The sequence below is a fragment of the Dactylosporangium sp. NPDC051484 genome (assembly GCF_040689395.1).
Taxonomy (GTDB): Bacteria; Actinomycetota; Actinomycetes; order Mycobacteriales; family Micromonosporaceae; genus Dactylosporangium.
The window spans coordinates 36851-61677 of record NZ_JBFAZX010000024.1; the positions used below are offsets into that span (position 1 = coordinate 36851).

The window sequence follows — 24827 nt, forward strand, 5'->3', positions numbered from 1 at the left end:
GATCGTGTGGTGCGCATCGGTGTCCTCCTGCTCCCCGCCGACCCCTGGCCGCAAAGCGTCGCGCGGGCGCGACACCTGGAGGCGCTCGGATACGCGCACCTGTGGACGTACGACCATCTCTCCTGGCGGCGGTACCGCGACCTGCCGTGGCATGCCAGCATCCCGTGGCTGACCGGGATCGCGGCGGCGACCTCCCGAGTCCGGCTCGGCACAATGGTCACCTCCCCCAACTACCGCCATCCGGTCACCCTCGCCAAGGACGCGATGACCCTCGACCACATCTGCGAGGGACGCCTCACCCTCGGCGTCGGGGCCGGCGGCACCGGCTTCGACGCCACCGTCCTCGGCGGCCCGGCCCCGACGCCACGGGAGCGCTCCGAGCGATTCACCGAGTTCGTCGAGGTTCTCGACGGCCTGCTGCGCGAACCGGCCTACAACCACAGCGGCACGTACTACACCGCAGACGAGGCTCGGATGATCCCCGGTTGCGTCCAGCAGCCGCGCCTGCCACTGGCCATCGCCGCCGCCGGCCCCAAGGCCCTGGCCCTGGCGGCCCGCGTCGGCGACGCGTGGATCACCTACGGAGACCCGAACGCCACCGACCAGTCGGCCGCCGCGACGGAGGTGGCTGTCCGCGCCCAGGCCGCGATCCTCGACGAACAGTGCGCCATCCTCGGCCGCGACCCCGCGTCGCTTGACCGCTACTTCCTCGTCGGCAGCACCGAGGAGCGGCCCCTCGCGAGCGTCGACGCGTTCGAGGACTTCGTCGGGCGGTACGAACAGCTCGGCTTCACCGACGTCGTCTTCCACGACCCGCGCCCGGGCGACCCGGTCCTCACCGAAGACCCGAAGATCGTGGATGCCATCGCGGAGCGACTGCTGTAACGTCGACCCAACCCTATGGGATTGGTAGACATTCAACGCAGGGGCCTCTATCGTTGCCCATCGGCGGGCGAGCGCGTGGCCCGGCCGCTTCCCGACCGGGGCCGGTCCGACCAGCGGCTTCGGTGCCGCACGAATCCTGGGCTGAGGCGATGACAGGCACTGCAGGTATCGCGGACACCGTCGACGTGGTGGTCGTGGGCGGTGGGGCGATGGGTTCGGCGGCCGCGTGGCGGCTGGCCCGCCGAGGCGTCGACGTGGTGCTGCTCGAGCAGTTCGCCGCCGGGCACACCAACGGTGCCTCGCACGGCGCATCCCGGATCTTCCGGCTGTCGTATCCCGATCCCGTGTACATCGGCCTCGCCCAGGAGGCCCAGCGGCTGTGGCGGGACCTCGAGGACGACACCGGCACTCGGCTGCTCACCATCACCGGCGGCGTCGACCACGGCGATCATCCCTACCTGCACGAACTGGCCGACGGGCTCGCCGCCGCAGGCGTGCCCCACCAGTGGCTCGCCCCGCAGGAGGCGGCCGAACGCTGGCCGGGCCTCCGGTTCACGACACCGGCGCTGTTCTACCCGGACAGCGGACGCCTGCACGCCGACCGGTCGGTCGCCGCGCTGCAGGCCGCCGCGGAGGCCTCGGGCGCGACCGTGCGGCACTCAACGCCGGTGACCGCGATCGAGGTGCTCGGTGACGACGCGGTCCTCGTCCACACCGACAGCGGCAGCTATCGCGCGCGCCGGGTCGTGGCGGCGGTCAACGCCTGGGCGAGCAAGCTGCTGGGCGGGCTCGCCCCGCTGCCACCGCTGCGGGTCACCCAGGAACAACCCGCCCATTTCGCCGCCCGCGAGGCCGAGGAGGGCTGGCCGAGCTTCGGTCACCGGTTCGCCGACGGATCCGCGGATGCCCGCACGTTCTTCGGCGGCATCTACGGCCTGGCCACCCCCGGCGAGGGCATCAAGGTCGGCTTCCACGGCGTCGGCCCCGAGGTCGACCCGGACCACCGCGACTTCACGCCCGAGCCCACCCAGCTGGCCGCACTGCGCGAGTACACACGCCGATGGCTGCCCGGCGTCGACCCCGACGACTTCACCCCGATCAGCTGCACGTACACCACCACGCCCGACGAGAACTTCGTCCTAGACCGGCACGGACCCGTGGTCGTGGCCACGGGCTTCTCCGGCCACGGCTTCAAGTTCGTGCCCGCCATCGGACGGGTCCTCGCCGACCTCGCCCTCGACGGCGCCCACCCGGACCGGCGATTCGCCTTCGCCCGCTGAGAGCACTCACACCAGCACCGCCGACGAGCGCCGGCCGACCCTGAGCAGCGGAGCGTCAGGGCTGGCGCACCTGGATCGGGGCGCTGGTGCGATGTCCACCAACGTTGACCGGGGTCACCGTTGTCGATCTTGCAGTTCTGGTGCCGAGACACTCCGCGAATGCCGGGTTTGTCGGGCACCACAAGTGCAAGATCGATGCGCAGCAAACCCGGCGAACGTTGGTGGACACCGCACTAGCGGCGCCGACGGACGGGACGGCCGACGCGACGTACGAGTCGGCGATGCGGGTCACGCCACCGCACCAGCGGCTTCTCATGGCGCTCAATGTGCGCGAGTGTATGGCGTCACGGCGCTCCCCCATGGCGAAGATCGTGTCGCGATCGCGGTTGCCCGGGCATCTGTCGGGTGACTGAGCGGCCGGCCGCCCACGAACCGCCGAGTCGCTGGGACAGTCGACTGTCGGTGGCGTGCACCGTCGACTGACGGAAGATCCCGCCGCCGCACCGGCACGACGATGGTCGCTGTCACCTCGTCCGCTGTGGAAAGGAAGCACCGATGCCCGCACACCGCCGTCAGCCCGCGCGCTGGCAACGCCTGGCTATGACGATGGCCGCCGTCGTGACCGTGGCGACCGTCGTGTTCTTCGGGATCACCGCCGCCACCGCCTCGACCGGTGGGAGCCTGGGCGGGACCAGGCCGACCATCGTGTTGGTGCATGGCGCGTTCGCCGACTCCAGCGGCTGGAATGCGGAGGTCAAGGCCCTGCGGCGGCTCGGCTACCCGGTGGTTGCCGCACCGAACCCGCTGCGGGGGTTGACCAGCGACTCGGACTACGTCTGGGCGTTGCTGCAGTCGATCAGCGGCCCGATCGTGCTGGTCGGGCACTCCTACGGCGGTGCCGTCATCACCAACGCCGCGCGTGACCTGCCGAACGTGCGGGCCCTGGTCTACGTCGGCGCCTTCGTGCCCGACCAAGGCGAGAGCATCGCCACGGTACCCGACCCGGCAACGTACCCGTCGCAGCTCGGCACCGGCACCACCTCGACGCGTCACGTGCCCAACCCGGCCGCGTCAGGCGGCATCGACCTGGACATCACGATCAAGCAGGAGAATTTCCGGTCGGTGTTCGCCGGTGACGTGCCCGCCGCGACGGCTGAGCTGATGGCGGTGACCCAGCGGCCGCTGTCGCTGACCGCGTTCACCGAGGCGTCCGGTGCGCCCGCCTGGCGGACGCTGCCGACCTGGGACCTGATCACGCTGGACGACCACGCCATCAACCCGGCCGGTCAGCGGATGATGGCTGAGCGGGCGCACGCCCGGATCCGGACCGTTCGCTCCTCGCACGCGGTGATCGTGTCCCACCCCGATGCCGTGGTCCAGATCGTTCTGGACGCGGCCGCGCACACCGTCTGACGGTGCCGACCGCAGACACCGACTCAGTCGACCGACGCAAGCCCAGACCCCGGTGGCGAAGCCACCATAACGGAACAACGCACCATCGCTCGAGAGACGAGGTTCCCCTCATGCCCGAGTCACCCATCCCGGTCGTCTTCATTCACGGCTTGTGGCTGCACGCGTCCTCCTGGGGGCCGTGGCTCGACCTGTTCCGCGACGCCGGCTACGCCCCTGTGGCGCCCGGCTGGCCCGGCGACGCGGACACCGTGGAACTGTCCCGCGCCAATCCGGACGCCATCGCCAACCGGGGCATCGACGAGGTCACCGACCACTACGCCGGCATCATCGGCGCACTCGCGCGCCCCCCGATCCTGATCGGCCACTCCTTCGGCGGCATGATCGCGGAGAAGCTGCTCGGCCAGAACCACGGGGCCGCGGCCATCGCCATCGACGCCGCCCAGATCAAGGGCGTCCTGCCCCTGCCGCTGTCCTCGCTGCGGGCAACCCTCCCGGTGTTCAAGAACCCGGCCAACATCCACCACGCCGTGTCCCTGACCGCCGACGAGTTCCGGTACAGCTTCGGCAACGCCGTCAGCGCTGAGGAGTCCGACGAGCTGCACCGGCGGTGGACCATCCCGGCCCCCGGCCGGCCGCTGTTCGAGGCGGCCGTGGCGAACTTCTCGCCACACTCGCCGGCCAAGGTGGACACCGACAACGCCGACCGCGGCCCGCTGCTGCTCGTCATGGGCGGCCGGGATCACACGGTGCCGGAGGTCATCACCAAGGCGACCCTCAAGCAGTACCGCAACTCCGACGCCGTCACCGACCTCATCGAGTTTCCGGACCGCGGCCACTCGCTGACCATCGACAGCGGCTGGCGCGACGTCGCCGAGTCCTGCCTCGGCTGGCTCGAGAAGCAGGGGTTGTGACATCACAACATCGGTCGATCGGCCGGCGTCGCGCCGGCCGGTCGTCATACGATCAGGAAAGGGAGGGCTCATTTGTGGACACGATGACGGCACTACGGGCGCACACCCGGGGCGGCCCCGACAGGCTCGTCTACGAGACCGCACCACGGCCGCGCCCGCGCGAGGGTGAGGTGCTTGTCGCTGTGCACGCCGCCGCGATCACCTTCGCCGAACTGGGCTGGGACCTGTCGTGGACCACCCGCGACGGCCATGACCGCACCCCGGTCATCCCGTCCCACGAGGTGTCCGGCACGGTCGTCGCCCCGGGAGCCGGGGTCACCGAGCTGGACTCCGGCGACGAGGTCTACGGCCTGATCGACTTCGACCGGGACGGCGCGGCCGCCGAATTCGTCGCGGTGCCGTCCGAGGCACTGGCCATCAAACCCGGGACGTTGTCGCACGCCGAGTCCGCCGCCCTGCCGCTGTCCGCGCTCACCGCCTGGCAGGCGCTGGTCGACCACGCCGGGCTCACCGCCGGGGAAACGGTCCTCATCCACGGCGGCGCGGGCGGGGTCGGTGTCTACGCCACCCAACTCGCCGCCGACCTCGGCGCCACGGTCGTGGCCACCGATCTGCCCGAGCACGCGGACACCGTGCGGGCGCTGGGCGCCGACCGGTTCATCGACGTCACCCGGGATGACTTCGATCGTGAACTGGCCGGGGTGGACGTGGTGCTGGACACCGTCGGCGGTTCCACGCTGGCGCGCTCCTACCCGGTGCTGCGGCCCGGCGGCCGGCTGGTAACGCTCGGCGCCCCGCCCGATCATGAGCTTGCCGCCGCGCACCGGGTGCACGCGATGTTCTTCGTCGTGCGCCCCGACCGCACGCAGCTGCAGCGGCTGGCCGCGCTGGTAGACGCAGGACGGCTGCGCTCGGTCGTCAGCGCCACCTTCCCGCTCGCCGACGGCGGAGCCGCGTATGCCAGCGGAACGCAGCCGCGCAAGCCGGGCAAGACCGTCCTGATCGTGCGGCCCGAGCCGGGCCCGCTGCAGTCGAGTAACTGAGACGGCCGGCTGGGTAGCAGACCCCGAGCCCTTCATCGCCGTGGGCTTACGCGAATCGAGATCGGCCGCCTCCGCACCGAGGCGGCCGATCTCGCTGCTACGCACCCAGGGCTTCGTTGGCGTCATCACGCTCGTCTCGGGGTCAGGCTGTCGCGTCGAGTGCCTCGCTCGCGCGTCGTGCCCAGGGTGCGGCGCCGATCTCGTGTAGCGTGTCGGCGGATGCGCGCAGCTCGTCGCGGGCCCCGTCGGGACGGTCGTGCCGTAGCAGCCATTCGCCGTAGGCCAGTTGCAGCCGGGCACGGACGAACGGCCAGCGGGTGAGATTCATGGCGAGTGCGGTGTGGTACAGAGCTTCCGCGTCGGCGTCGTCGGCGAGCACCGCGCGCGCGTAGCCGAGATGGGTGTGCAGCAGGGGTGCCGGCGTGACGCGGGCGGTCTCCTCCAGCTCGGCGAGGATGCGTCGGGCCTCGGTGATCCGGCCGGCGCCGACCGCGGACTCGGCCATCGTGCCGATTCCCGCGAAGGATTCCCGCCAGTGGTAGGCGGGGTCGTTCGGGTCGAAGATGCGGGCGTACTCGTCGAAGGCCTCTTGGTAGCGTCCGGCGGCCAGGTGGGCGGCGCCGGAGGCGAGGACGGCCACGCAGAGTTGGTCGTTGAGCCGGCCGGCGAGCCTTGTCGCCTGCTCGGCCATGTGCATGGCACGGTCCGGGTCGCCTTGGAAGGCGATCAGACGGCCACCGGTGGACAAGGTCCCAGCGGTCCACACCGGCTGGCGGGTCTGTTCCGCGAGGCGGGTGGCCTCGGCCACCACGACGCTGGCTTTGGCGAACTGGCCCAGTTCGACCAGTAGGTGATTGTAGATGCCCTGTACGTGCAGCAGCAGCCCGAGACGGCCGGTGTCGCGCAGGGCGGTCTGTGCCCGGTCCAGGAGGTCGGCGGCGCGCTCGGTGTCGCCGATGGCGTGCGCGGCGATGCCGAGTAGCCGGAGCCGGTCACCGTCAGTCTCGCCCACCCACCGGGGTTCGCTGAGCACCTCAGTGACGGTGACCGCTTCGAGCACCGGTTCGGCACAGGCCAGCGCGGCGACCCAACGCGGGTCGTGGACGGCGTCGGGCAGCTGCCTGATCGCGGTGGCGCAGTGGGCTCGCGCCGCGGGTCCGGTGTCCGCCCACCAGCAGCGTAGTCCGGCGCCCAACAACAGGTTCAGGGCGAGGTCGATGTCGCCGGCGGCGTGCGCTTTGTGGGCGACCAGGCACAATTCCTGAACCCGTACGGGGTCGCCGGGTGTGCCGTCGTGGAAGATCTCGCGTAGCCATTCCACGCGGGCCCAGCCCAGCTCGTCAAGCTGGTTGCGGGTCGCCTCGTCGACCAAGCGCGAGACGGTTGCGGCCTGGCCCAGGGCGAACGCGTGCTGCGCGGCGAGCAGGAGCCGGTGACTTCGCCGGGCTGGATCGGTGGTCAGCTGGGCGGCGCGTTCCAGTTCGGCCACGGCGCGGCTGGTGGCGCCGCGCGCCAACGAGACCTCGACGTTGGCGGCGAGTGCGTCGGCCGCCTCGTCGTCGGGGCCGACGATGGACATCGCACAGTGCCAGGCACGCCGGTACGGGTCGTCGTGGAGCACGGCGGCCAGGCTCGCGTGCGCGGCCTGCCGGCGGGTCAGGCTCTCGGCCTGCGCGACGCCGGAGCGGACCAGCGGGTGGTGGAAGCGGATGCTGCCCTCGACCGCCGGGTCGGGGCCGACCAACCGGGCCGCGGTCGCCTCCTGAAGCACGTCGTCGCCGACCGGCGCGCCGGTCAGTCGAGCCGTGGCGGCGAGCAGCTCGGCGGTGTCGCCGCGGTGCGCCACAGACATCACCAGCAGCAGGTCGCGGGCCGGCGGGCGCAGCTGCGCGACGCGGCCGGCGAACGCGCGCTCCAGCCGGGCCGTCAGTGGCAGCTCCAGGGTGGTTCCGCCGCGTGCCTGCCAGGCAGCGGGCAGCTCGACGAGGGCGAGCGGGTTGCCCAGCGACTGCTCCAGGATCTCTGTACGGGCGGCGGGGTCCAAGTCGCCGGCGTGTGCGTCCAGCAGCCGCGCGGCCGGTTCGTCGGCGAGGCCGGTCACGCTGAGCGCAGGCAGGCCGGCGTCTGTCAGCGGCCCGGGGTATCCGTGGCGCGCCGCGGCGATGAACGCGATCCGCTGCTCGTCCAGGCGTCGCGCCACGAACGCGAGCGCGTCGTGGGTCGGGTCGTCGAGCCAGTGCACGTCGTCGAGCACGATCACGATCGGCGTCTCGGTGGCCGCGGTAGTCAACAAGTTGAACGCGGCCAGGGCGATGAGGAACGGTTCGGGGGCCGGTCCGTCGGCGGTTCCGAAGGCGGCGCGCAGCGCGTCCCGTTGCACCGGCGGCAGCTGTGGCATGGACCGTCGGATGGGTCGCAGCAGTTGATGCAGCCCGGCGAAGGGCAGCTCGGCTTCGGCCTCCACGCCGGTGATGCCGAGCACCCGGTGGCCGGCCTCCTGGCCGTGGCGCATCGCGGCCCGCAGGAGGCTGGACTTGCCGATGCCGGGCCCGCCGAGCAGCAGCAGGCTCGTGGAGCGGCGCGCCGCGGCGTCGATCACCTCGGCCAGCCGCGCCAGCTCGTCGTTCCGGCCGAGAAGCTCCACAGTGGATGGCGTGGTCATGACAGGTCCAAGCGGGTGGCGAGCTGGGCGCGGGAGGTGATGTTGAGTTTGGGGAAGATGCGGTACAAGTGGGATCCTACGGTGCGGGGGGACAGGTAGAGCTGCTCGCCGATCTCCCGGTTGGACAGGCCCTGCGCGGCCAGCCGTGCGATCTGCAGCTCTTGCGGGGACAGTAGGTCGTGGGCGTTGGTGGCTGCCTGCGTCATCCGTTCACCCGCGGCGCGTAGCTCGGTGCGGGCCTGTTCGGCCCAGCTGTGCGCGCCGATGAGTTCGAGGCTGACCAGAGCGGCGCGCAAGTGGATTCGGGAGTCGGTGACGCGGCGCTGGCGGCGCAGCCAGGTGCCGTAGGCCAGTTCGTAGCGGGCGCGGAACCAGGGCCAGCGGGTGAGGCTCTCGGCCAGCGCGGCCTGGTACAGGGGTTCGGCGTCGGCGTCGTCGGCGAGCACGGCGCGGGCGTAGCGCAGGTTGAGCCGCAGGTCCGGCACGGGCGTGATGCGGGCCATCTCCTCGAAGGTGGCCAGGACGGCGCGGGCCTCGTCGCGCCGGTCGGTGTGTACCGCGGCGTCCACGAAGAACATCAGGCCGGGATAGCTTTCCCGCGGGTGGTAGGCCGGGTCGGCCGGGTCGAACAGCCGGCGCAGTTCGCGATACGCCTCCTCGTAGCGGCGCGCCGTCACCCACGCGTATCCGCGGGTGAGCTGGACACAGCAGAGCAGGTCGTTGAGCTGCCTGCCGCCCGCGTCGTGTTCGGTGATCGCGGCCATCCGCAGCGCCTCTTCCAGCTCGCCACGCAGCGCGGCGGAGCGAGACTCGCCGACGAGGTTTCCCCAGATGGTCTGGCCGGTGTCCCGGCCCAGGCGGCCGCCCTCCTCGGCGGCGGCGAAGGCCCGGTCCCAGACGCCGAGGGTGAGCCGGATGCCCACCTGCATCACCAGCACGTGGGTGAGCAGTCCGAGCCGGCCCTGGTTACGCAGCTTGGCCTCGGCGCGGTCGAGGAAGTCGTAGGCGAGGGCGGAGTTGCCGATGGCGTGGGCCGCCATGCCGTACAGCCGCAGCGCGTCGGGGTCGGCGACCTCCTCGATGGCGATGGTGGCGAGGGTCTCCTGGACGGTCGCGGCTTCCAGGATCGGTTCGGCCACCCCCAGGATGGCGAGGTACCGGGCGTCGCCGCGCATGCCGGGCAGGCGGCGGGCCGCCCGCGCCACGGCGGCGCGGGCCTGCGGGCCGGTGTCGGCCCACCAGCAGCGCAGCGCCGCCCCGAGCAACAGGTTGAGCGCCAGGTCCTGGTCGTCGGCGCGGACCGCGTCGTCGGCGATGCGGCACAGCTCGATGACCCGGCCGGCGTCGCCCGGTATCCCGTCAGAGAAGATCTCGCTCAGCCATTGGATCCGGGCGTTGTCCAGTGTGGACAGCGGGTAGGCCGAGGCGGCGTGGAGCAGACGGTTGACCAGGTCGGCGTGGCCGAGGCCGAAGGCGTGTTCGGCGGCCAGCAGCAGCCGGTGGCCGCGTCGGCCGGGGTCGGTGGTCAACTGGGCGGCGCGTTCGAGGCAGCGGATCGCGGTGATCACCGCACCACGGGCGACGGAGAAGGTCGCGCTGGCCTCCAGGTCGTCGGCGACCGCGTCGTCCAGTCCGGTGGTCGACTCGGCGCGGTGCCAGGCTCGCCGGTACGGCTCGCCGGTGAGCACCTCGGCGAGGGCGGCGTTGGCGGCCAGTCGGCGGTGCGCCGCCTCGGCCTGTGTGACGGCGGAGCGGACCAGCGGGTGACGGAACCGTACCCGGGCCTGTTCCAGGCGCAACAGCCCTGCCCGCACGACCGGGTCCAGCGCCTCCACCGTCACCGGATGCCCGGCCAGCACGCCGGCCGCGGCCAGGATCTCGGGCAGTTCGTCGCCGTGGTCGACGGCGGCGATCAGCAGCGCGTCGCGGGCGTCCTGCGGCAACGCGGCCATCCGGCCGGCGAAGGAGCGTTCCAGCCGGGAGGTGACCGGCAGCAGGTCCCTCGGCAGGTCATCCGATTCGGACGTGCCACGCCACGCTTTGGGCAGTTCGATCAGCGCGAGCGGGTTGCCGTCCGCCTCCCGCAGAACGCGTTGCCGGCGCCGGTCGCTCATCATCGCATCCTGCGCGGTGAGCAGTAGCTCGGCGGCCTGATCGGCGAGGCGCCCGACCTCGATCTCCGGCAGGCCCGCGGCGACGAGGGGCCCCGGATACCCGGCGCGGACCGCGCCGACGATGACGACCGGGTCCATGGCCACCCGGCGGGCAAGGAACGCCAGCGTGTCGTGGGTCTGCGGGTCCAGCCACTGCACGTCGTCGGCAAGGATGGCGACCGGCCGGTCCACCGCCGCCTCGACGATCAGGTTGAGCGCGGCCAGGGAGACCAGGAACGGCTCAGGGCTGACGTCGCCGTCGATGCCGAAGCCGGTGCGCAGCGCGTCGACCTGACGCTGCGGCAAGCGGTCGGCGTAGGTCATCAGCGGCCGCAGCAACTGGTGCAGGCCGGAGTAGGGCAACTGCGCCTCGGCCTCCACGCCGACCGTGGCCAGAGCCCGGAACCCGGCCGCCCGGCCCAGCTCACGGGCCGATTCCAGCAGTGCCGACTTGCCGATACCGGGATCGCCGGACAAGATCACGGCGGCCCCGGTCGGCTCGTCAGCGGCCGCGCCCGCGAACAGGGCCCGAAGGTGCGCCAACTCGACCTCCCGGCCGAGCAGCCCGGTGTCAGGCGACGTGGTCTGACGTATGGAGTTCTCCACCACGGCTACTGACACTATCCACCACCGATCGACAGGGGCTGTGGTAGGAAACACGTGTTCGCGAGTCAACCTCTTGATTGACCCGGCCCGATTCAGTCTGGGCCGATGATGTACCCGGCGTATGGGTCGGCGCTTGAGTCAGGTGACTGAACCGGCGACGTCAGCCGGCGGCCACCACGGCGTGCGGGACCATGCACACCACGACCGAGCCGCCGTGACAGGTGACCGCCCGAGGCAAACGCAGTCAAGCGACTCAAGGCACGACGCGTACCCCAGACGTAGGTTCATCAAGCATTCAGCGAACCTGCCGTAAGGACGCAGCATGTCATCTCCGCACCGACACCTGGCACGCCGCAGCGCCCGGCCCAGGCTCGCCGTACACACAGTCGCGACCACCACGGGCGATCGACGTCGGTCACGACCGGCGTGGCACCGGCAGGCACTGGCACAGCAACGGGCGCTCACGCACAACTTGCAGCACCTGATCCAACCGGCCGGCACGGACGGCTGCGAGGTGGGCGGATTGCGGATCACGGCGCGGTGCCAGAGCGTCGATCCCGCGGCGCGCATCGGCGGCGACTGGTACCTTACCGCGGTGCTGCCCTGCGGGGACGTCGTGCTGGTCGTCGGCGACGTCGTCGGTCACGGCCTGGCCGCGGTCGCCACCATGATGACGTTGCGCTTCGCCACCGCCGCCTACATCGCCGAAGACGTCTCGCCGGGGGTCGTGCTCAGTCGGCTCAACACCCTGCTGTACGGCCAAGGTACCGACCTGACCGCGAGCGCGGTGGTCGCCCGGTACCGTCCGGCCACCGGTGAACTGCGCTGGGCGCGCGCCGGACACCTCCCCCTGCTGCTCGCCACCGGCACGCGCGTGCTCGTGCTGCCGAACCCGGACGGGCCGCTGCTCGGCGTCGCCGAAGATGCCACCTTCGAGCACGACAGCATTTGGCTGCGCCACGGGGAGCGGATCATCGGGTACACCGACGGCATGGTCGGTCGCGGCTCGATCGACGAAGGCATCCACCAGCTCGCCGAGCGGATCCAGGCATCGCTCTCGGTCGGTGACGAGATCGTCAACCGGCTCGACTACCGCACGGCAGCCGACGACGCCTGCGTACTCATCGCACAGCGAACGGGGTAGCGGCGCGGTGCGCCTCTCGCGTTCAATCCACTGTGTTCAATCACCCGTGCTCACCGCGCCCGCGCGAGCAGCCCGCGAGCCTGCCGGATCACCGCCTCGTCCACCATCCGGCCGTCGTCGTCGAGCAGAACAGCGTCGCCCGCGGCCGCCGCCTGCTCGAATCGCGCCACCAGCGCACGGGCCCGGTCGATCTCATCCGGTGCCGGCGTGAACACGTCGTTGGCCACGGCGACCTGGGCGGGATGGATACATGCCCGGCCGACGAAACCGAGCCGCGCCAGCGCCCGCGTCGACGTGCGGAAACCGGCCAGGTCCCGGAAATCGGTCGACACCGGCCCGATGGGCGGCACCAACCGGCACGCGGCGCTGACCAGCACGACGTGGCTGCGCACGTGCAGCAGCTCCGGCTCCCCGTCGCCGGCCGGCAGCCCGATGTCGGCCCGAAGATCGGCCTCGCCGACCTGCAGCCGCTGCACCCGCGGTGCTCGGGCCACACCCGACGCATCCAGGACCGCCGCGGCTGATTCCAGGATCGGGATCACGGCCACCTGGCCGGTCGCCAGTCCCGCGCCGGCCTCGGCATCGCGCAGCGCGGCGTCCAGCGCGACGAGCTCGGCGGCCGACTGCGTCTTGGCCGGCATGACTCCGGCCAAACCGGGCCAGACGACAGCCGCGGCATCGTCGAGACCAGCCGGGCCGGAATTGAGCCGTACCCACACCTCGACATCCGGGCGTGGGGCGAGCGATCGAAGCCACTCGGCGACGGCCGCGCGAGCCGGAACCTTCGCGGCCGGGGCGACCGCATCCTCCAGATCGACGATGACCGCGTCCGCGCCCCGGTCCAGCGCCCTGGCCAGCATCCGCGGCTGGTCGCCCGGCACATAGAGGTACGAGCGCGGTACGGCGGTCCCGCCCGGCTTGCTCGTCATGCGGCGGCGCCGGACGACGTGCGCGCGGCGCGGGCGATCACGTCCAGCAGCGCGGTCAGGTCGGGCAGGCCGGCCAGTGCGTGCACGGTCGCGGCCATTTGCCTCGCGGCCGGTGAGTCACCCGTCAGACTCAGCAACTTAGCCAGCATGGCCTGATCGTCCAGCGGTGCGTGGGGCCCGCCACGGCTGCTGGCCACCTCGCCGGTGAGCTCGCGCCCGTCGCGCAGGCGCACCACGACGCGGCCGGCCGCATCCGCGGCCACCGCGCGGGACGGTGCGAGCACCGTGCGGACCCGGGCGGCGAGCTCGGCGACCGCCGGCCGGCGGACCGAGGCGACGTCGTAGGTCCCGGTCGAAACGGAGCCGTCGACCAGCAGCGCCGCGACACTCCACGGCAGGCTGAACTTGGCTGCGTACGGAGATTGCGGGTGTACCTTCTCGGCAGCGGGTTCACAGACGATCGCGGCGCTGTCAGGGTGGACGAACGCGACGACCTCCACGATCTCGGCGGTCCCGCCGGCGGCGCGCAGTTCGTCGAGCACGGTGGCGGCCGCGTCGAGCGTCGCGTGCGAGAGCTGACATGCCGGATACGGCTTGATGGTGACTCGTGTGACTTCCCAGGTCTGGCCGAGCTCGCGCAGCACACGGCCGGGGTCGGCGGGTCGGTCCGACAGCGTCGCCCACAGTCCCGCGGCGCCGTCGAGTACCGAATCCGGCCCGGTGGCGCCCGCGGCGGCCAGCCGGGCGGCGATAATGCCGGCGTGCGACGCGAGGCCGGGGTGCAGTTGCTTGGTGGAGGATCCGGTGTGCAGAAACTCCATCAGGCCGCCCGCGCTGCTGCCGGCGATGCCCATGGCATGCAGCGTCGTCGCGGCATCCAACCCCATGAGCCGGGCGGCCACGGTCGTGGCACCGACCACGCCGGCCGCCTGCGTGGCATGGATGCCCCGCTGGTGGAAGCCGTAGGGCGTGGCGGCCGCTACCCGGCAGGTGACCTCGTAGCCCACCAATGCCGCGGTCAGCACCTGCGCGCCGGTCGCGCCGACCTGTTCGCCGACCGCCAGCGCCGCCGGCAGCGTGACGGCGGTGGCGTGAACCAGCCCTTCGGCGTGGGTGTCGTCGAAGTCGAGGGCGTGCACCAGGGCGCCGGTGGCGAAGGCGGCGGCCGGGGCGCCCAGCCGCCGATCGGTGCCCAGGAGGGTGGCTTCGGCCGGACCGCCGAGTCCGCCGGCCACCGTGAGGGCAGGCACCGCCGCGCCCGTGCCGAGCGCGCCGAGCGCCACGGCCAGGCCGTCGAGGAGATGCCGGCAGGCCGCGTCCTGAGCGCTGGGAGGTACGTCCTGGAGCGTCAGGCTGACCGCCCAGTCGGCCAGATGTGCCGCAACGGTCGGTGTGGTGGAGTTCATCGGGCGGCGGCCTCCGGCTCGGTGTCGTCCGAGCGTGGCGTGCCACCGAACGCGGCGGCTCGGTCAAGCGCTCGTATCCGGTCCTCGTCGTAGCCGAGCAGGTCGCGCAGCAGCGCCTCGCCGTGCTCGGCGCGCAGCGGCGCTCGCTGGTAGCCCACGGGCTGTTCCCCTACCCGTACCGGCGAGGCAACACTGCGTACCCGACCCAGAACGGGGTGTTCGGTCTCGACGACGAGACCGCGTGCCACGGTGTGCGGGTCGGTCAGCGCCTCTGCGACGTTCTGGATCGGCGCGCACGGCACCGTGGCCGCTTGCAGCAGCTCAACCCACTGCGCGACGGTCCGGGTGGCGAACACCTCGTCGAGGAGGGCAACGAGTTGGTCACGGTGCTGCCCGCGCGTGGCGAAAGTGTTGAAGTGGGGGTCGGCGGCCAGTTCGGGCCGGCCGATGACGACGGTGAGTCGCTGCCAGAACTTCTCCTTCGCGCATCCGACGACGAGCCAGCCGTCGGATGCCCGGAAGGCCTGGAACGGCACCAGCGAAGGGTGCGCGGAATGCCTCGTGCGGGTCGGCGTGTAGCCGGCGGTGAGGTGCCATGTCGCGGGGTAGGTGAGCAGCCCGATGGCGGTGTCGTAGAGGCTGACGTCACAGTCCATGCCGAGCCCGTCGCGGCGCGCGGCGTGCAGTCCGGCGAGCAGTGACATCGCGGCCACGAAGCCTCCGGAGTAGTCCACTAGGGACAGTCCCGACTTCGTCGGTGGCCCGTCGGGTTCGCCGGTGAGGTCCATCCAGCCGGTGAGGCCTTGAAGGACGTAGTCGTAGCCCGGTTGGGCGGAGCGCGGCCCGGTCATCCCGAAGCCGGTGAGCGAGCAACACACGATCCGCGGGTTGAGATGCTTCAGATCGTCGTACCGGATCCGCATCTTGGCCGGCACATCGCCGCGCAGATTGGAGTAGACGGCGTCGCTGACCCGCACGAGATCCTCGAAGACCTCGCGCCCCTCCGCCGTACCAAGATCCAGTGAGATGCTCTTCTTCCCACGGTTGAAGGTCTCGAAGAACAGCGAGTGCTCGTCCTCGGCATACGGCGGCACGTACCGCCCGACGTCGCCGCCGACTCGAGGATCCTCGATCTTGATCACTTCGGCGCCGAGATCGGCCAGGTGCAGGCTGCCGAACGGGCCCGCGCCGTACTGCTCCAAAGACACGATCCGAACGTCCTCGAGTGGCTTCACCGCGCACCCCCGTTGTCTGCGACTGTTTCCGCGCCACGCTGATATGAGGCGGCCCACCCCTCGTCCGTTTGCGGCCGGACTCGGTCCAGCGGCGCGGCGCCACGCCGGTAGACATAGAACGTGCGCTCGAACGCGCACACCTGCACGCCGTCCTGGTTGACGGTCCGCGTGGCGACCGACACGACTCCCGCGTGCGGCCGGGTCGACGACGTCCGCTTCGACAGGACGACGGACTCCGACCAGAGTGTGTCACCCGCGAAGACGGGTGCGGTCAAGCGGATGTCGTCCCAGCCGAGATTCGCGAAGGCGTTCTGCGTGAGATCGGTGACGCTTTGTCCGACCGCGACGGCGAGGGTGAGCGTGGACACCACGAGAGGGCGGCCGAACTCCGACCGGGCGGCGTAGGCGTCGTTGAAGTGCATCTGGTTCGTGTTCATGGTCAGCAACGTGAACCACGTGTTGTCGGCCTCGCTGATGGTGCGGCCCAACGGGTGTTGGTAAACGTCGCCGATCTCGAAGTCCTCGAAGAACCGCCCCTGCCACCCGGGTTTGATCGCCACCTCGTACCTCCTGCATCGATGCTGCCGATCGTAAAAGGTCGGACTTTAATGGTCAAGCCATGATCACGGCTCGGCTACATCGGTCTGAGGTGTTCGGCCAAGCGAACCGCACAGTCGGCCACCATGCCCTATTTCACCAGGCAGGCGCCCATGATGCCGACCCGTGAGCCAGAGGTCATCCGCGCACCGCCGCGCACGAACCGGCTACATCCGGGCCTGGTGAGAGGCTTGTAGCAAAGCCTCTGATGTTTTACTCTCAGGCTCAAGGACGGCCGCAACACGAAAGCGGGAGGTGGCAGCACGCCTCCGGCGGAGGAGGCCGGACCGCGCGCGTCCGGCAGCGGGATTCAGCTGCGGCCCTGGGCGCCGGTCCGATCGGCGCCTCTCGGAGCCGGATTCCGTCCTCGACGATGCGACCCGGTGACGGCCGCCGGCCTTTCGGATCCGCAAGGCATCTGCCGTGACCGAGAAGATGGACCACTCTTGATCAAGCTGCAAGCAACTGATGCGAAACGGCCGCCACTCATAGCGGTCTCCATCTCCGATGTTTGTGACGGACCCGTAATCAGCATTCCATCCGGTCCCGGTCACCGGGCCGTTATCGGCGGAAATCCCGAGGGCAATGATGTTTGAGCTGAACGATGAGCAGCAGCAGTTCCGTGAGAATGTGCGACGCTTCGTGGAACGCGACATTCGTCCGGTGGCCCGGGACATGGAACAGGCGGGCAGCTACCCGGAGAAGATCGTCGAAACGATGAAGGACATGGGACTGTTCGGCATGACGGTCCCCACCCAGTACGGCGGGCTTGGCCTCGACTCCGTCTCGCTGGCCGTGGTGTTCGAGGAGATCGCACGGGGTTGGATGGGAATCGCCGGCATCCTCGGCAGCCACTCGGTAGGATGCCGCTTGGTGTCGATGTTCGGGACAGACGATCAGAAGAGTCGATACCTGCCCGCGCTTGCCACAGGGCAACGCCGAACCGGAATCGGACTCACCGAACCTGACGCCGGGTCCGACCTGCAAGGGATCAGCACGCGAGCCCGCAAGGACGGCGATCACTACATCGTCACGGGACGTAAGTCGTGGATCACGAATGCGCGGCACGCCGATCCGCTACCCGTACTCGTCAAGACCGACCCCGAGGCGAACCCGCGGCATCGGGGGATGAGTGTGCTGCTGATCGACAGGGACACGCCCGGATTTGAGGTCGTGCGGGACCTCGGGAAGCTCGGCTACAAGGGGCCCGAGACCTGTGAACTGGTGCTTGACGAGGCCCGGGTCCCAGCGGACCGCCTCCTGGGCGGGGAGGAAGGGCACGGGCTGCAGCAGGTCTTGTCCGCGCTCGAGATCGGCCGCATCAACGTGGCCGCGCGCAGCGTCGGGGTTGCGCAGGCGGCACTGGACGCCGCCCGCGCGTACGCCAGGCAGAGACATGCCTTCGGTAAGCCGATCGGCTCATTCCAGGCCATCCAGCTCAAGCTCGCGGACCTGGCGACGGAGGCGCAGGCCGCCCGGCTGCTGACCTGGTGGGCCGCGGACCGGCTGGACCGCGGCGAACGAGCTGACACCGAGACCGGGATGGCGAAGATGTTCGCGTCGGAGGTGGCTCTGCGGTCCTCCCTCGAATCCATGCGAATTCACGGGGCATACGGCTACTCCACGGAGTACGAAGTCGAGCGGCTTTACCGGGACGCTCCCTTGATGGCGATCGGCGAGGGCACGAACGACATTCTGCGAATGGTGATCGCCCGCGGTTTGGAATCACGCGAGCAGTGAATCTCTGACGAGCTGAAAGGAACACTGTTGATGCAAGGTCTCCGGCGAGTGGTTACGGGCGTCAACGAAGCAGGAGCTTCGATCGTCGTCGAGGACGGTATTCCGCCGAACGTTGTCGCACCGGGCGGAGGCACGGGCTACGCCTGGACGGACGTCTGGATCACAGACAGCGTCAGCTCCCCCGCCGAGGGCGGTGACCACGGCCCCAACTCGATGTCCCTGGAGCCCCCTCGGGGCGGCATTACGTGGAAAGTCATCGTGCTGCCCCCCGCGAGCGCGTTGAAAGACATTGACTGGCCGGCGTTCCAGGCCGAAATGCGCGAGCGCGCCCCGCTCATGTCCGGCACCGGGCAGCACGACCGCAGCCGACCCGGGTTTCACCGCACCGACACGATCGACTTCGTCGTCATCATCAGCGGGGAGCTGGTCCTTGAACTTGAGGAGGGTGAGGTCCGGGTCGGACCTGGCGATTGCGTCGTCCAACGCGGCACCTGGCACGCATGGCACAACCGGGGCTCGGAGCCTTGTGTCATGTCCGCCGTGCTGCTGAGCACTGCGGAATAGAACGACCCGCGTTCTCGTCCCGTGGGATTCTGGCCAGTGACAACGAGGCCCATCGAGGCTCTCCGCTGCACTGGCCAGCCCACGCGAACGCATCTCGGCCAGGCGCGACGAGGTCGCCGGCCTGATCGCCGAACCACCGGACCACGGACGCACCCCAGGCCCACAGGGGAGACCGACGAGCAGCGGCCCCGGCCGCATCTCGCCCCATCGATCGATGCGTGACCTTGCCCGCATCGTGACCCGGCGCGACGAACGTCCACCCTGGACATTGCCGAACCAACCGGGTGATCTCCATGCACGGACGCCATCTGCTGGCCGCGGTGCGTTCTTCACAGCGTGGCTGACCAGCGCGACGAAGCCGCCGAACCCCGACCCGCTCCCGCCCGGCGTCGCCGCGCCGCCCGCTCATCTCCTCGACGCGGTCGGGCGGGCGCATGCCCGGCGCCGACCTGATGTGGTATAAAAATACCGGCATAAAAATACCGCATCTGGAAAAGAGAGCCTGTCGTGATCGAGCTCAAGTCCGCCGAGGAGATCGGCCGGATGGCGGTGACCGGCCAGTTCGTCGGCGAACTGCTCGCCGAGCTCAGCGGTGTCGCCGCAGTCGGCGTCAACCTGCTGGACCTCGAGCACCACGCCCGCCGCCGGATCAAGGAACGCGGCGCCGAGTCCTGCTACTGGGACTACGCCCCTTCGTTCGGCCGCGGCCCGTTCCGCAACGTGCTGTGCCTGTCGGTCAACGACGCGGTGCTGCACGGCCTGCCGCACGACTATGTTCTGCGGGACGGTGACCTGCTCAGCATCGACATGGCGGTCGGCATCGACGGCTGGGTCGCCGACTCCGCGCTCTCCGTCACAGTCGGCACCCCCGACCCGGCCGACCTGAAACTGATCGAGGCCACCGAGGTCGCGCTAGAGGCCGGCATCGCCGCCGCCCAGCCAGGCGGCCGCCTCGGCGACATCTCCGCCGCGATCGGCGAGGTCGCCCACTCCTACGGTTACGTCGTCAACGCCGAGTTCGGCGGCCACGGCATCGGCCGCACCATGCACGAGGCCCCGCACGTCGCCAACAACGGCCGCGCCCGCCGCGGCATGAAACTCGACCCCGGCCTCACCATCGCCATCGAGCCCTGGTTCTGCCGCTCCACCGACAAAATCACGTTCGACACCGACGGCTGGACGATCCGCTCCGCCGACGGCTCCCGCACCGCCCACTCCGAACACACCCTCGCCATCACGGCTTCCGGCCCCCAGGTCCTGACCCGCCGCCCCACTGAGCCCGCCCCTCTCACGGCTTCGACAGCCGCCGTGTCCTGCCGGGTCAGCGACCGAGCCTCATCCTGATCCCGCACCGTTTTCGGCGCCGGCCGATGTGTCCGGCACCGGCACGTTCGGATAGTGGCACGCGACGAAATGCCGGTCAGCGACCTTTCGGAAGACGGGCTCCTCTTCCGCGCACCGCGCCTGAGCCTGCGGACACCTCGTCCGGAACCGGCAACCGCTCGGCGGCGCGATCGGCGACGGCGCCTCGGCGGGCGCGGTCTGGCTGCGCCGCGCGACGACATCCGGATCGGCGACCGGCACGGCATCCAGAAGAGTCTTGGTGTACGGATGCGCAGCTTGCGTGGTGATCGCGTCCGCTGGGGCGATCTCGCACAGCTTGCCGAGATACATCACGGCGACCCGATCGCTGATGCTCTTGACGACGGCCACATCGTGCGCGATGAACATCATGCTCAGCTGGTGCTTCTGCTTCATGTCCTCGAGCAGATTGAGGATCTGCGCCTGCACCGACACGTCGAGAGCGGAGACCGGCTCGTCGCACACCAGCAGGCTCGGCTCCATGATCAACGCCCGCGCGATCCCGATACGCTGACACTGCCCGCCGGAGAACTCATGCGGCCGCCGGCCGCCGACCACCGCCGGATCGAGGCCGACCTGCTCGAGGAGCTCGTCGACCCGCTCGTCCGCATTCCGGTCGCCGGGCCTCCAGATGGACAGCGGCTCGCGCACGATGTCCCGCACCCGACGGCGCGGATTGAGCGCCGACAGCGGGTCCTGGAAAATCATCTGGATGTGCGTTCGCGCCTGACGCATCTGTTGCTTCGGCAGCGTCGTGAGGTCGACACCGTTCATGACCACCGATCCGGACGTCGGCGCCGGAAGTTGCAGCACCGCACGGCCGGTCGTCGACTTGCCGCAACCAGACTCGCCGACGAAACCCAGGGTTTCGCCACGGGCGATGTCGAAGGAGATTCCGGAGACCGCGTGGACTTTCTTCCCGCGACCCGTGGCATATTCAACGACCAGGTCCTCGACCCGCAGCAGGACGTCCTGGTCCTGCAGATGTGCCTTGCCAGTACCAGCCATCATGCCTCCAACTTCGACATCGACGCCATGCTGGTGCCACTCGCCGTCACCCCGTTGGAGAAGTTCCGTTCCAGCGCTTCGGCTCCTTGAGCAGTGCCGACCGGATACCAGCACGCGTACTCGTGATCGGGCCGCTCGGCCGCGACCAGAGGGGGTTCCTCCACCAGGCAGCGTTCTTGTGCGTATGGGCACCGGGGACTGAACCGGCAGCCCGGGCCCGGGTTGGTGAGCACGGGTGGCCGGCCGGGGATGGTGAACAGACGCGAATGGCTCGGGGCGGTCAGGCTCGGCACGCTGAGCATCAACGCCTGCGTGTAGGGCATGCGCGTGTTGTGGAACAGCTCCCTGGTCGGTGCGTTCTCCACGATCTTTCCGCCGTACATCACGGCAATCTGATCGGTCCGGCCCGCGACTACCCCGAGGTCGTGCGTAACGAGGATCATCGTCATTCGACGCTGCTCCTGCTGGCTGTCCAGGAGGTCGAGGATCTGCGCCTGCACCGTGACATCCAGCGCCGTCGTCGGCTCGTCGGCGAGCAACAGCCGCGGATTGGCCGCCAACGCGATGGCGATCGTGACCCGTTGCCGCATCCCGCCGGAGAGCTGATGCGGGTAGTCGTGGATGCGCCGAGCCGGCTCGGGGATGCCGACGCTGCGGAGCAGTTCCACAGATCGTTCCCGGGCCGCGGAGCGACTCATCCCCAGGTGGAGTTTGAGCACTTCGGTGAGCTGCCGGCCGATCGTGACGACCGGGTTGAGCGACGTCATCGGATTCTGGAAGACCATCGCCAGGTCCTTGCCCCAGTAGTCCCGCATCTTCCGCTTGGGCAGGTTGCCGATGCTGACGCCGTCGAAGACGATCGAGCCACCCGGATTCAGCCGGTTGCGCGAGGGCAGCAGCCCGAGAATCGACCGTGACAACACCGTCTTGCCGGATCCGGACTCGCCTACCAGGCCGAGCGTTCTGCCCGCCTGCAGGCGAAGTGACACACCGTCCACGGCGCGGACCGCACCGGAAGCCGAGCTGAACCAGGTCTTCCAGTCGTCGATCACCAGGATCGGGTCGGCGTCCGTCTCCGCTGGGCGACGCCCACCAGCGTGCGTAGTCGTGGTCATATCGTGGTCTCCCGCACGTCACTCTCCTCGCGGAGCCGATCACCGATGAGATTGAACGACAGCACCGTGAGGAACATGAAGGCACTCGGGATGAATGAGACCCACGGCGCCTGCCTCAGCGAATCGCGGCCCTCGGCGATCATCATGCCCCAGCTCGCCGCGGGTGGTGGGACACCGACCCCGAGGAAGCTCAGCGAACCCTCGGCGATGATGAGGATCCCGACCACCAGGAACGCGTATGCGGCGACCGCCGGCAGGATGTTCGGCACGATTTCCCGCGCCAGAATCCGTCGATTGGACGCGCCGAGCGACCGGGCCGCCACGATGAACTCGCGCTTGGTGTGGACAAGTGTGTTCGCCCGCGTGAGACGCACGAATGCCGGGACTCCGAGGAGTCCGAGACCCACGATCAGGTTCTGCACGCTGGAGCCGAGCGTCGCCATCAGGGCCAGCAGGAGCACGAGAGCGGGAATGGCCATCATGGCGTCGGTGGCCGCCACGATCACCCGCTCCACGGTGCCGCGGAAGTAGCCCGCGAGCATGCCGAGCGTCCCGCCGACGACCAGACCGATCGTCACCGCGCCGAGCGTGATGATCAGCGAGATCCGGGCGCCGAACACCGCCCTGGCCAGCAGATCCCGACCGAGCCCATCCGTGCCCAGGAGGTGGCCCGGGCTGCCGGGGGCTACCGCGACCGCCTGGTAGTCCTGGGCCGCGGGATCCGCGATCGGCAGCAGCGGCGCGACAATCGCGCCGAGTACGACGAGTCCGAGCCAGGCCACGCTGCACCAGAAGAGCACGCCGAGACCGCGTCGGCGGGCCCGCCGGGAGCCACGGCCGGCGTTCTCCTTGGCCGTGCGCTCGGCGGAGCGTGGTGCGGGGACTTTGGAGACGTCGGGCTGGGTGGTCATGGTGGAGGCTCCCTCGTTCATGCGCCCTGATACCGAACTCGCGGGTCGATGAATCCATAGGCCAGATCAACGAGAGAGTTGATCAAGATGTAAGCCGCCGCGACGAAGATGACCGTTCCCTGCAACATGATGAAGTCCCGCTGAACGATCGACTGGACCATCAGTTGGCCGATACCCGGTGCCGCGAAAAGCACCTCCACGATGACCGATCCGCCGATCAGCCGGCCGGTGTTCATTCCGGCCAGGGTGAGCAGCGAGAACGACGACGGCCGCAGTGCGTGGCGGAACAGGATGTACGGGGTGGACAGGCCCTTCGACTGGGCCATGGTGATGAAGTCCTCCTGCAGCGTCGCGGTCATGTCGCTGCGCAGCAGACGTTGATATACGGCCATCACCGGAAGCGCCATCGTCAGGGCTGGCAACAACGCGTGGCTCAGGTTCTTGATCGGCGACTCGGTGAAGGGAACCCAGCCGGTGGGCGGGAACAGGCCGAGGCCGAGTGCCAGGTAGTAGATGAGCAGCACACCCAGCACGAACTCCGGGACCGACACCAGGCCGAACGCGGCACCGGTGGTGAGCCGGTCGAAGCGGCTCCGGGCCCGGTACGCGGCGAACGTGCCGAGCGGGATCGCCAGCGCGAGCGCGACGATCTGTGCCAGCAGCAGAAGCTCCAAGGTGATGGGCAGCCTGTTGACGATCTCTTCGACCACCGGGGCTCCGGTCCGGTAGGACCGTCCCAGGTCGAGCTGGAGCGCATCGCCGAGCCAGCTCGCGTATCGCACCAGGAAGGGATCGTCCAGCGCCAGGTCCGCGCGCACCGCGGCGATCGTCTCGGGTGTCGCCTGCTCGCCTAGGATCGCCACGGCGGGGTCGCCAGGAAGCAGCTCCTGCAACGAATACACCGCGAGCGAAACGATGAACAGCGTGATGAGGGCCGTGGCGAGTTTCGTCAATCGGGAACGCATTGAGCACTCCTGTGCGTTTGGGGTGTACGCGCCTGAGGCGTCTGCGTGATCCTCCATCTGTGTCTCACAGCAAGATGGAGCGTGTCACTGAGTGATACGATTGGTCGAGTGTAACGACGGTGTCTGACGAGGTCAAGGGCGTTTTCGCCCACGAGGAAGGGACACGGATGTCGAGTGTCAAGCGGATTCAGGCGGTACAAAACGCCTGCCAGGTCTTCGAAGCTGTCGCCGCCCTTGCGCCGGTCGGCGTCAGCGAACTCGCGCGTGAGACGGGGCTCGACAAGAGCGGCGTGCACCGTATCGCGGTGACGCTGCACGAAGCCGGTTGGCTGCAACCGACCGCTGATCGGCCGACCCGCTGGCTGCTGGGCAGCAAAATCCTCGAGATCGCGCGTTCGGCCGCGCTCACGCAGACGATCGAGCGAGCACGCGGGGCCATCCGGGCGCTCAGCGACAGCACCGGCGAAACCGTGCTCCTGGTCGCGGCGCAGGGCGGCAGACTTGTCGTCGTCGACGTCGCCGACAGCGCGGCCACGGTCGCGAGCATGGCCCGCGTCGGTGACGTCATGCCCCCGCACGGAGCGAGCACATCCGCCTGGTTCGGTGCGCTTCCCGTTGGGGCGACGGGCGCCGGCGTCGTCGCGCCCGCCGACGAACTCGATGCCGAGATGATCGCCGCGGCACGACGTCGCGGATACGCGGTCCGCAGCGCCCAAGACGTCACCAGCATCGGTGCCGCCGTGCTCGACGCTTCGGGAGCGCCGAGTGCCGTCCTGGTCATTCTCACGCCTGACTTCCGCATCTCCGCCCGCCGGACGAGCCAGTTCGGGAAGCTCGTGCGCGCCGCCGCCGAGAGCATCTCCGGCGGCTGACACGCCAGCAGGCCGGCGCTGGTGGG

20 protein-coding genes are annotated in these 24827 nt (G+C 69.9%); 10 read left to right on the forward strand and 10 right to left on the reverse strand.

All coding sequences use genetic code 11. The features are described from left to right. The first annotated feature begins 9 nt into the window (after nucleotides 1-9). The 5 genes from AB0367_RS29390 to AB0367_RS29410 all read left to right on the forward strand — a co-directional run bounded on the left by AB0367_RS29390 (nucleotide 10) and on the right by AB0367_RS29410 (nucleotide 5532). Nucleotides 10-885 (forward strand): LLM class flavin-dependent oxidoreductase, encoded by an 876-nt coding sequence (locus AB0367_RS29390; protein ID WP_366229699.1) that lies wholly within the window; start codon nucleotides 10-12, stop codon nucleotides 883-885. Nucleotides 886-1034: 149 nt separating this feature from the next. Continuing rightward, nucleotides 1035-2165 carry an N-methyl-L-tryptophan oxidase gene (solA, locus tag AB0367_RS29395; protein ID WP_366229700.1) on the forward strand — a complete coding sequence of 377 codons (1131 nt, stop codon included), beginning with the start codon at nucleotides 1035-1037 and terminating at the stop codon, nucleotides 2163-2165. A gap of 555 nt (nucleotides 2166-2720) precedes the next feature. After that, nucleotides 2721-3578 (forward strand): alpha/beta hydrolase, encoded by an 858-nt coding sequence (locus AB0367_RS29400; protein WP_366229701.1) that lies wholly within the window; start codon nucleotides 2721-2723, stop codon nucleotides 3576-3578. A 110-nt stretch (nucleotides 3579-3688) separates the two neighbouring features. After that, entirely contained in the window at nucleotides 3689-4489 is an 801-nt protein-coding gene (locus AB0367_RS29405; RefSeq protein ID WP_366229702.1) for an alpha/beta hydrolase, read from the forward strand. An 83-nt stretch (nucleotides 4490-4572) separates the two neighbouring features. Further along, nucleotides 4573-5532, forward strand: a complete 960-nt coding sequence (locus tag AB0367_RS29410) for an NADP-dependent oxidoreductase (RefSeq protein WP_366229769.1) — start codon at nucleotides 4573-4575, stop codon at nucleotides 5530-5532. Nucleotides 5533-5674: 142 nt separating this feature from the next. Here AB0367_RS29410 and AB0367_RS29415 read toward each other — a convergent pair whose 3' ends face one another. After that, complete coding sequence (locus tag AB0367_RS29415) at nucleotides 5675-8194, reverse strand: AAA family ATPase (RefSeq protein ID WP_366229703.1); 2520 nt, start codon at nucleotides 8192-8194, stop codon at nucleotides 5675-5677. Further along, entirely contained in the window at nucleotides 8191-10956 is a 2766-nt protein-coding gene (locus tag AB0367_RS29420) for an AAA family ATPase (protein WP_366229704.1), read from the reverse strand. Before AB0367_RS29420 ends, AB0367_RS29415 begins: the two co-directional genes overlap by 4 nt. 520 nt (nucleotides 10957-11476) lie before the next feature. On the opposite strand from AB0367_RS29420, the gene AB0367_RS29425 reads away from it, so the two are divergent. After that, nucleotides 11477-12097: a PP2C family protein-serine/threonine phosphatase gene (locus AB0367_RS29425; protein WP_366229705.1), complete on the forward strand. Its 621-nt coding sequence runs from the start codon at nucleotides 11477-11479 to the stop codon at nucleotides 12095-12097. A 50-nt stretch (nucleotides 12098-12147) separates the two neighbouring features. Here the strand turns inward: AB0367_RS29425 and AB0367_RS29430 are convergent, their stop codons facing one another. The 4 genes from AB0367_RS29430 to AB0367_RS29445 are packed head-to-tail and all read right to left on the reverse strand — an operon-like array spanning nucleotide 12148 to nucleotide 16227. After that, on the reverse strand, nucleotides 12148-13026 hold the full coding sequence (locus AB0367_RS29430; protein ID WP_366229706.1) for a CoA ester lyase: 879 nt from the start codon (nucleotides 13024-13026) through the stop codon (nucleotides 12148-12150). Next, on the reverse strand, nucleotides 13023-14432 hold the full coding sequence (locus AB0367_RS29435; RefSeq protein WP_366229707.1) for an MmgE/PrpD family protein: 1410 nt from the start codon (nucleotides 14430-14432) through the stop codon (nucleotides 13023-13025). The genes AB0367_RS29430 and AB0367_RS29435 overlap by 4 nt, the downstream gene beginning before the upstream one ends. Continuing rightward, complete coding sequence (locus tag AB0367_RS29440) at nucleotides 14429-15724, reverse strand: CoA transferase (protein WP_366229708.1); 1296 nt, start codon at nucleotides 15722-15724, stop codon at nucleotides 14429-14431. The genes AB0367_RS29435 and AB0367_RS29440 overlap by 4 nt, the downstream gene beginning before the upstream one ends. After that, the gene (locus AB0367_RS29445; protein WP_366229709.1) at nucleotides 15664-16227 is read right to left on the reverse strand and encodes a MaoC family dehydratase; all 564 of its coding nucleotides are present in this window, start codon (nucleotides 16225-16227) and stop codon (nucleotides 15664-15666) included. Before AB0367_RS29445 ends, AB0367_RS29440 begins: the two co-directional genes overlap by 61 nt. 622 nt (nucleotides 16228-16849) lie before the next feature. Here AB0367_RS29445 and AB0367_RS29450 point away from each other — a divergent pair. The 3 genes from AB0367_RS29450 to map all read left to right on the forward strand — a co-directional run bounded on the left by AB0367_RS29450 (nucleotide 16850) and on the right by map (nucleotide 19912). Next, nucleotides 16850-18004: an acyl-CoA dehydrogenase family protein gene (locus AB0367_RS29450; RefSeq protein WP_366229710.1), complete on the forward strand. Its 1155-nt coding sequence runs from the start codon at nucleotides 16850-16852 to the stop codon at nucleotides 18002-18004. Between the two features lie 48 nt (nucleotides 18005-18052). Beyond that, the gene (locus AB0367_RS29455) at nucleotides 18053-18568 is read left to right on the forward strand and encodes a cupin domain-containing protein (RefSeq protein ID WP_366229711.1); all 516 of its coding nucleotides are present in this window, start codon (nucleotides 18053-18055) and stop codon (nucleotides 18566-18568) included. A gap of 507 nt (nucleotides 18569-19075) precedes the next feature. Further along, entirely contained in the window at nucleotides 19076-19912 is an 837-nt protein-coding gene (gene map / locus AB0367_RS29460) for a type I methionyl aminopeptidase (protein ID WP_366229712.1), read from the forward strand. Here the strand turns inward: map and AB0367_RS29465 are convergent. Genes AB0367_RS29465 through AB0367_RS29480 form a run of 4 tightly spaced genes read right to left on the reverse strand, consistent with a single transcriptional unit; the run spans nucleotide 19904 to nucleotide 23986 of the window. Beyond that, the gene (locus tag AB0367_RS29465) at nucleotides 19904-20941 is read right to left on the reverse strand and encodes an oligopeptide/dipeptide ABC transporter ATP-binding protein (RefSeq protein ID WP_366229713.1); all 1038 of its coding nucleotides are present in this window, start codon (nucleotides 20939-20941) and stop codon (nucleotides 19904-19906) included. The two genes, map and AB0367_RS29465, sit on opposite strands and share 9 nt — an antisense overlap. Then, nucleotides 20938-22053 carry an ABC transporter ATP-binding protein gene (locus tag AB0367_RS29470; protein ID WP_366229714.1) on the reverse strand — a complete coding sequence of 372 codons (1116 nt, stop codon included), beginning with the start codon at nucleotides 22051-22053 and terminating at the stop codon, nucleotides 20938-20940. Before AB0367_RS29470 ends, AB0367_RS29465 begins: the two co-directional genes overlap by 4 nt. Then, nucleotides 22050-22964 (reverse strand): ABC transporter permease, encoded by a 915-nt coding sequence (locus AB0367_RS29475; protein WP_366229715.1) that lies wholly within the window; start codon nucleotides 22962-22964, stop codon nucleotides 22050-22052. Before AB0367_RS29475 ends, AB0367_RS29470 begins: the two co-directional genes overlap by 4 nt. A gap of 17 nt (nucleotides 22965-22981) precedes the next feature. After that, a complete protein-coding gene (locus AB0367_RS29480) occupies nucleotides 22982-23986 on the reverse strand; it encodes an ABC transporter permease (protein WP_366229716.1) in 1005 nt (334 codons plus the stop codon). A gap of 62 nt (nucleotides 23987-24048) precedes the next feature. Here AB0367_RS29480 and AB0367_RS29485 point away from each other — a divergent pair, with 62 nt between their 5' ends. Next, nucleotides 24049-24801 carry a helix-turn-helix domain-containing protein gene (locus tag AB0367_RS29485; protein WP_366229717.1) on the forward strand — a complete coding sequence of 251 codons (753 nt, stop codon included), beginning with the start codon at nucleotides 24049-24051 and terminating at the stop codon, nucleotides 24799-24801. Nucleotides 24802-24827 lie beyond the last annotated feature (26 nt).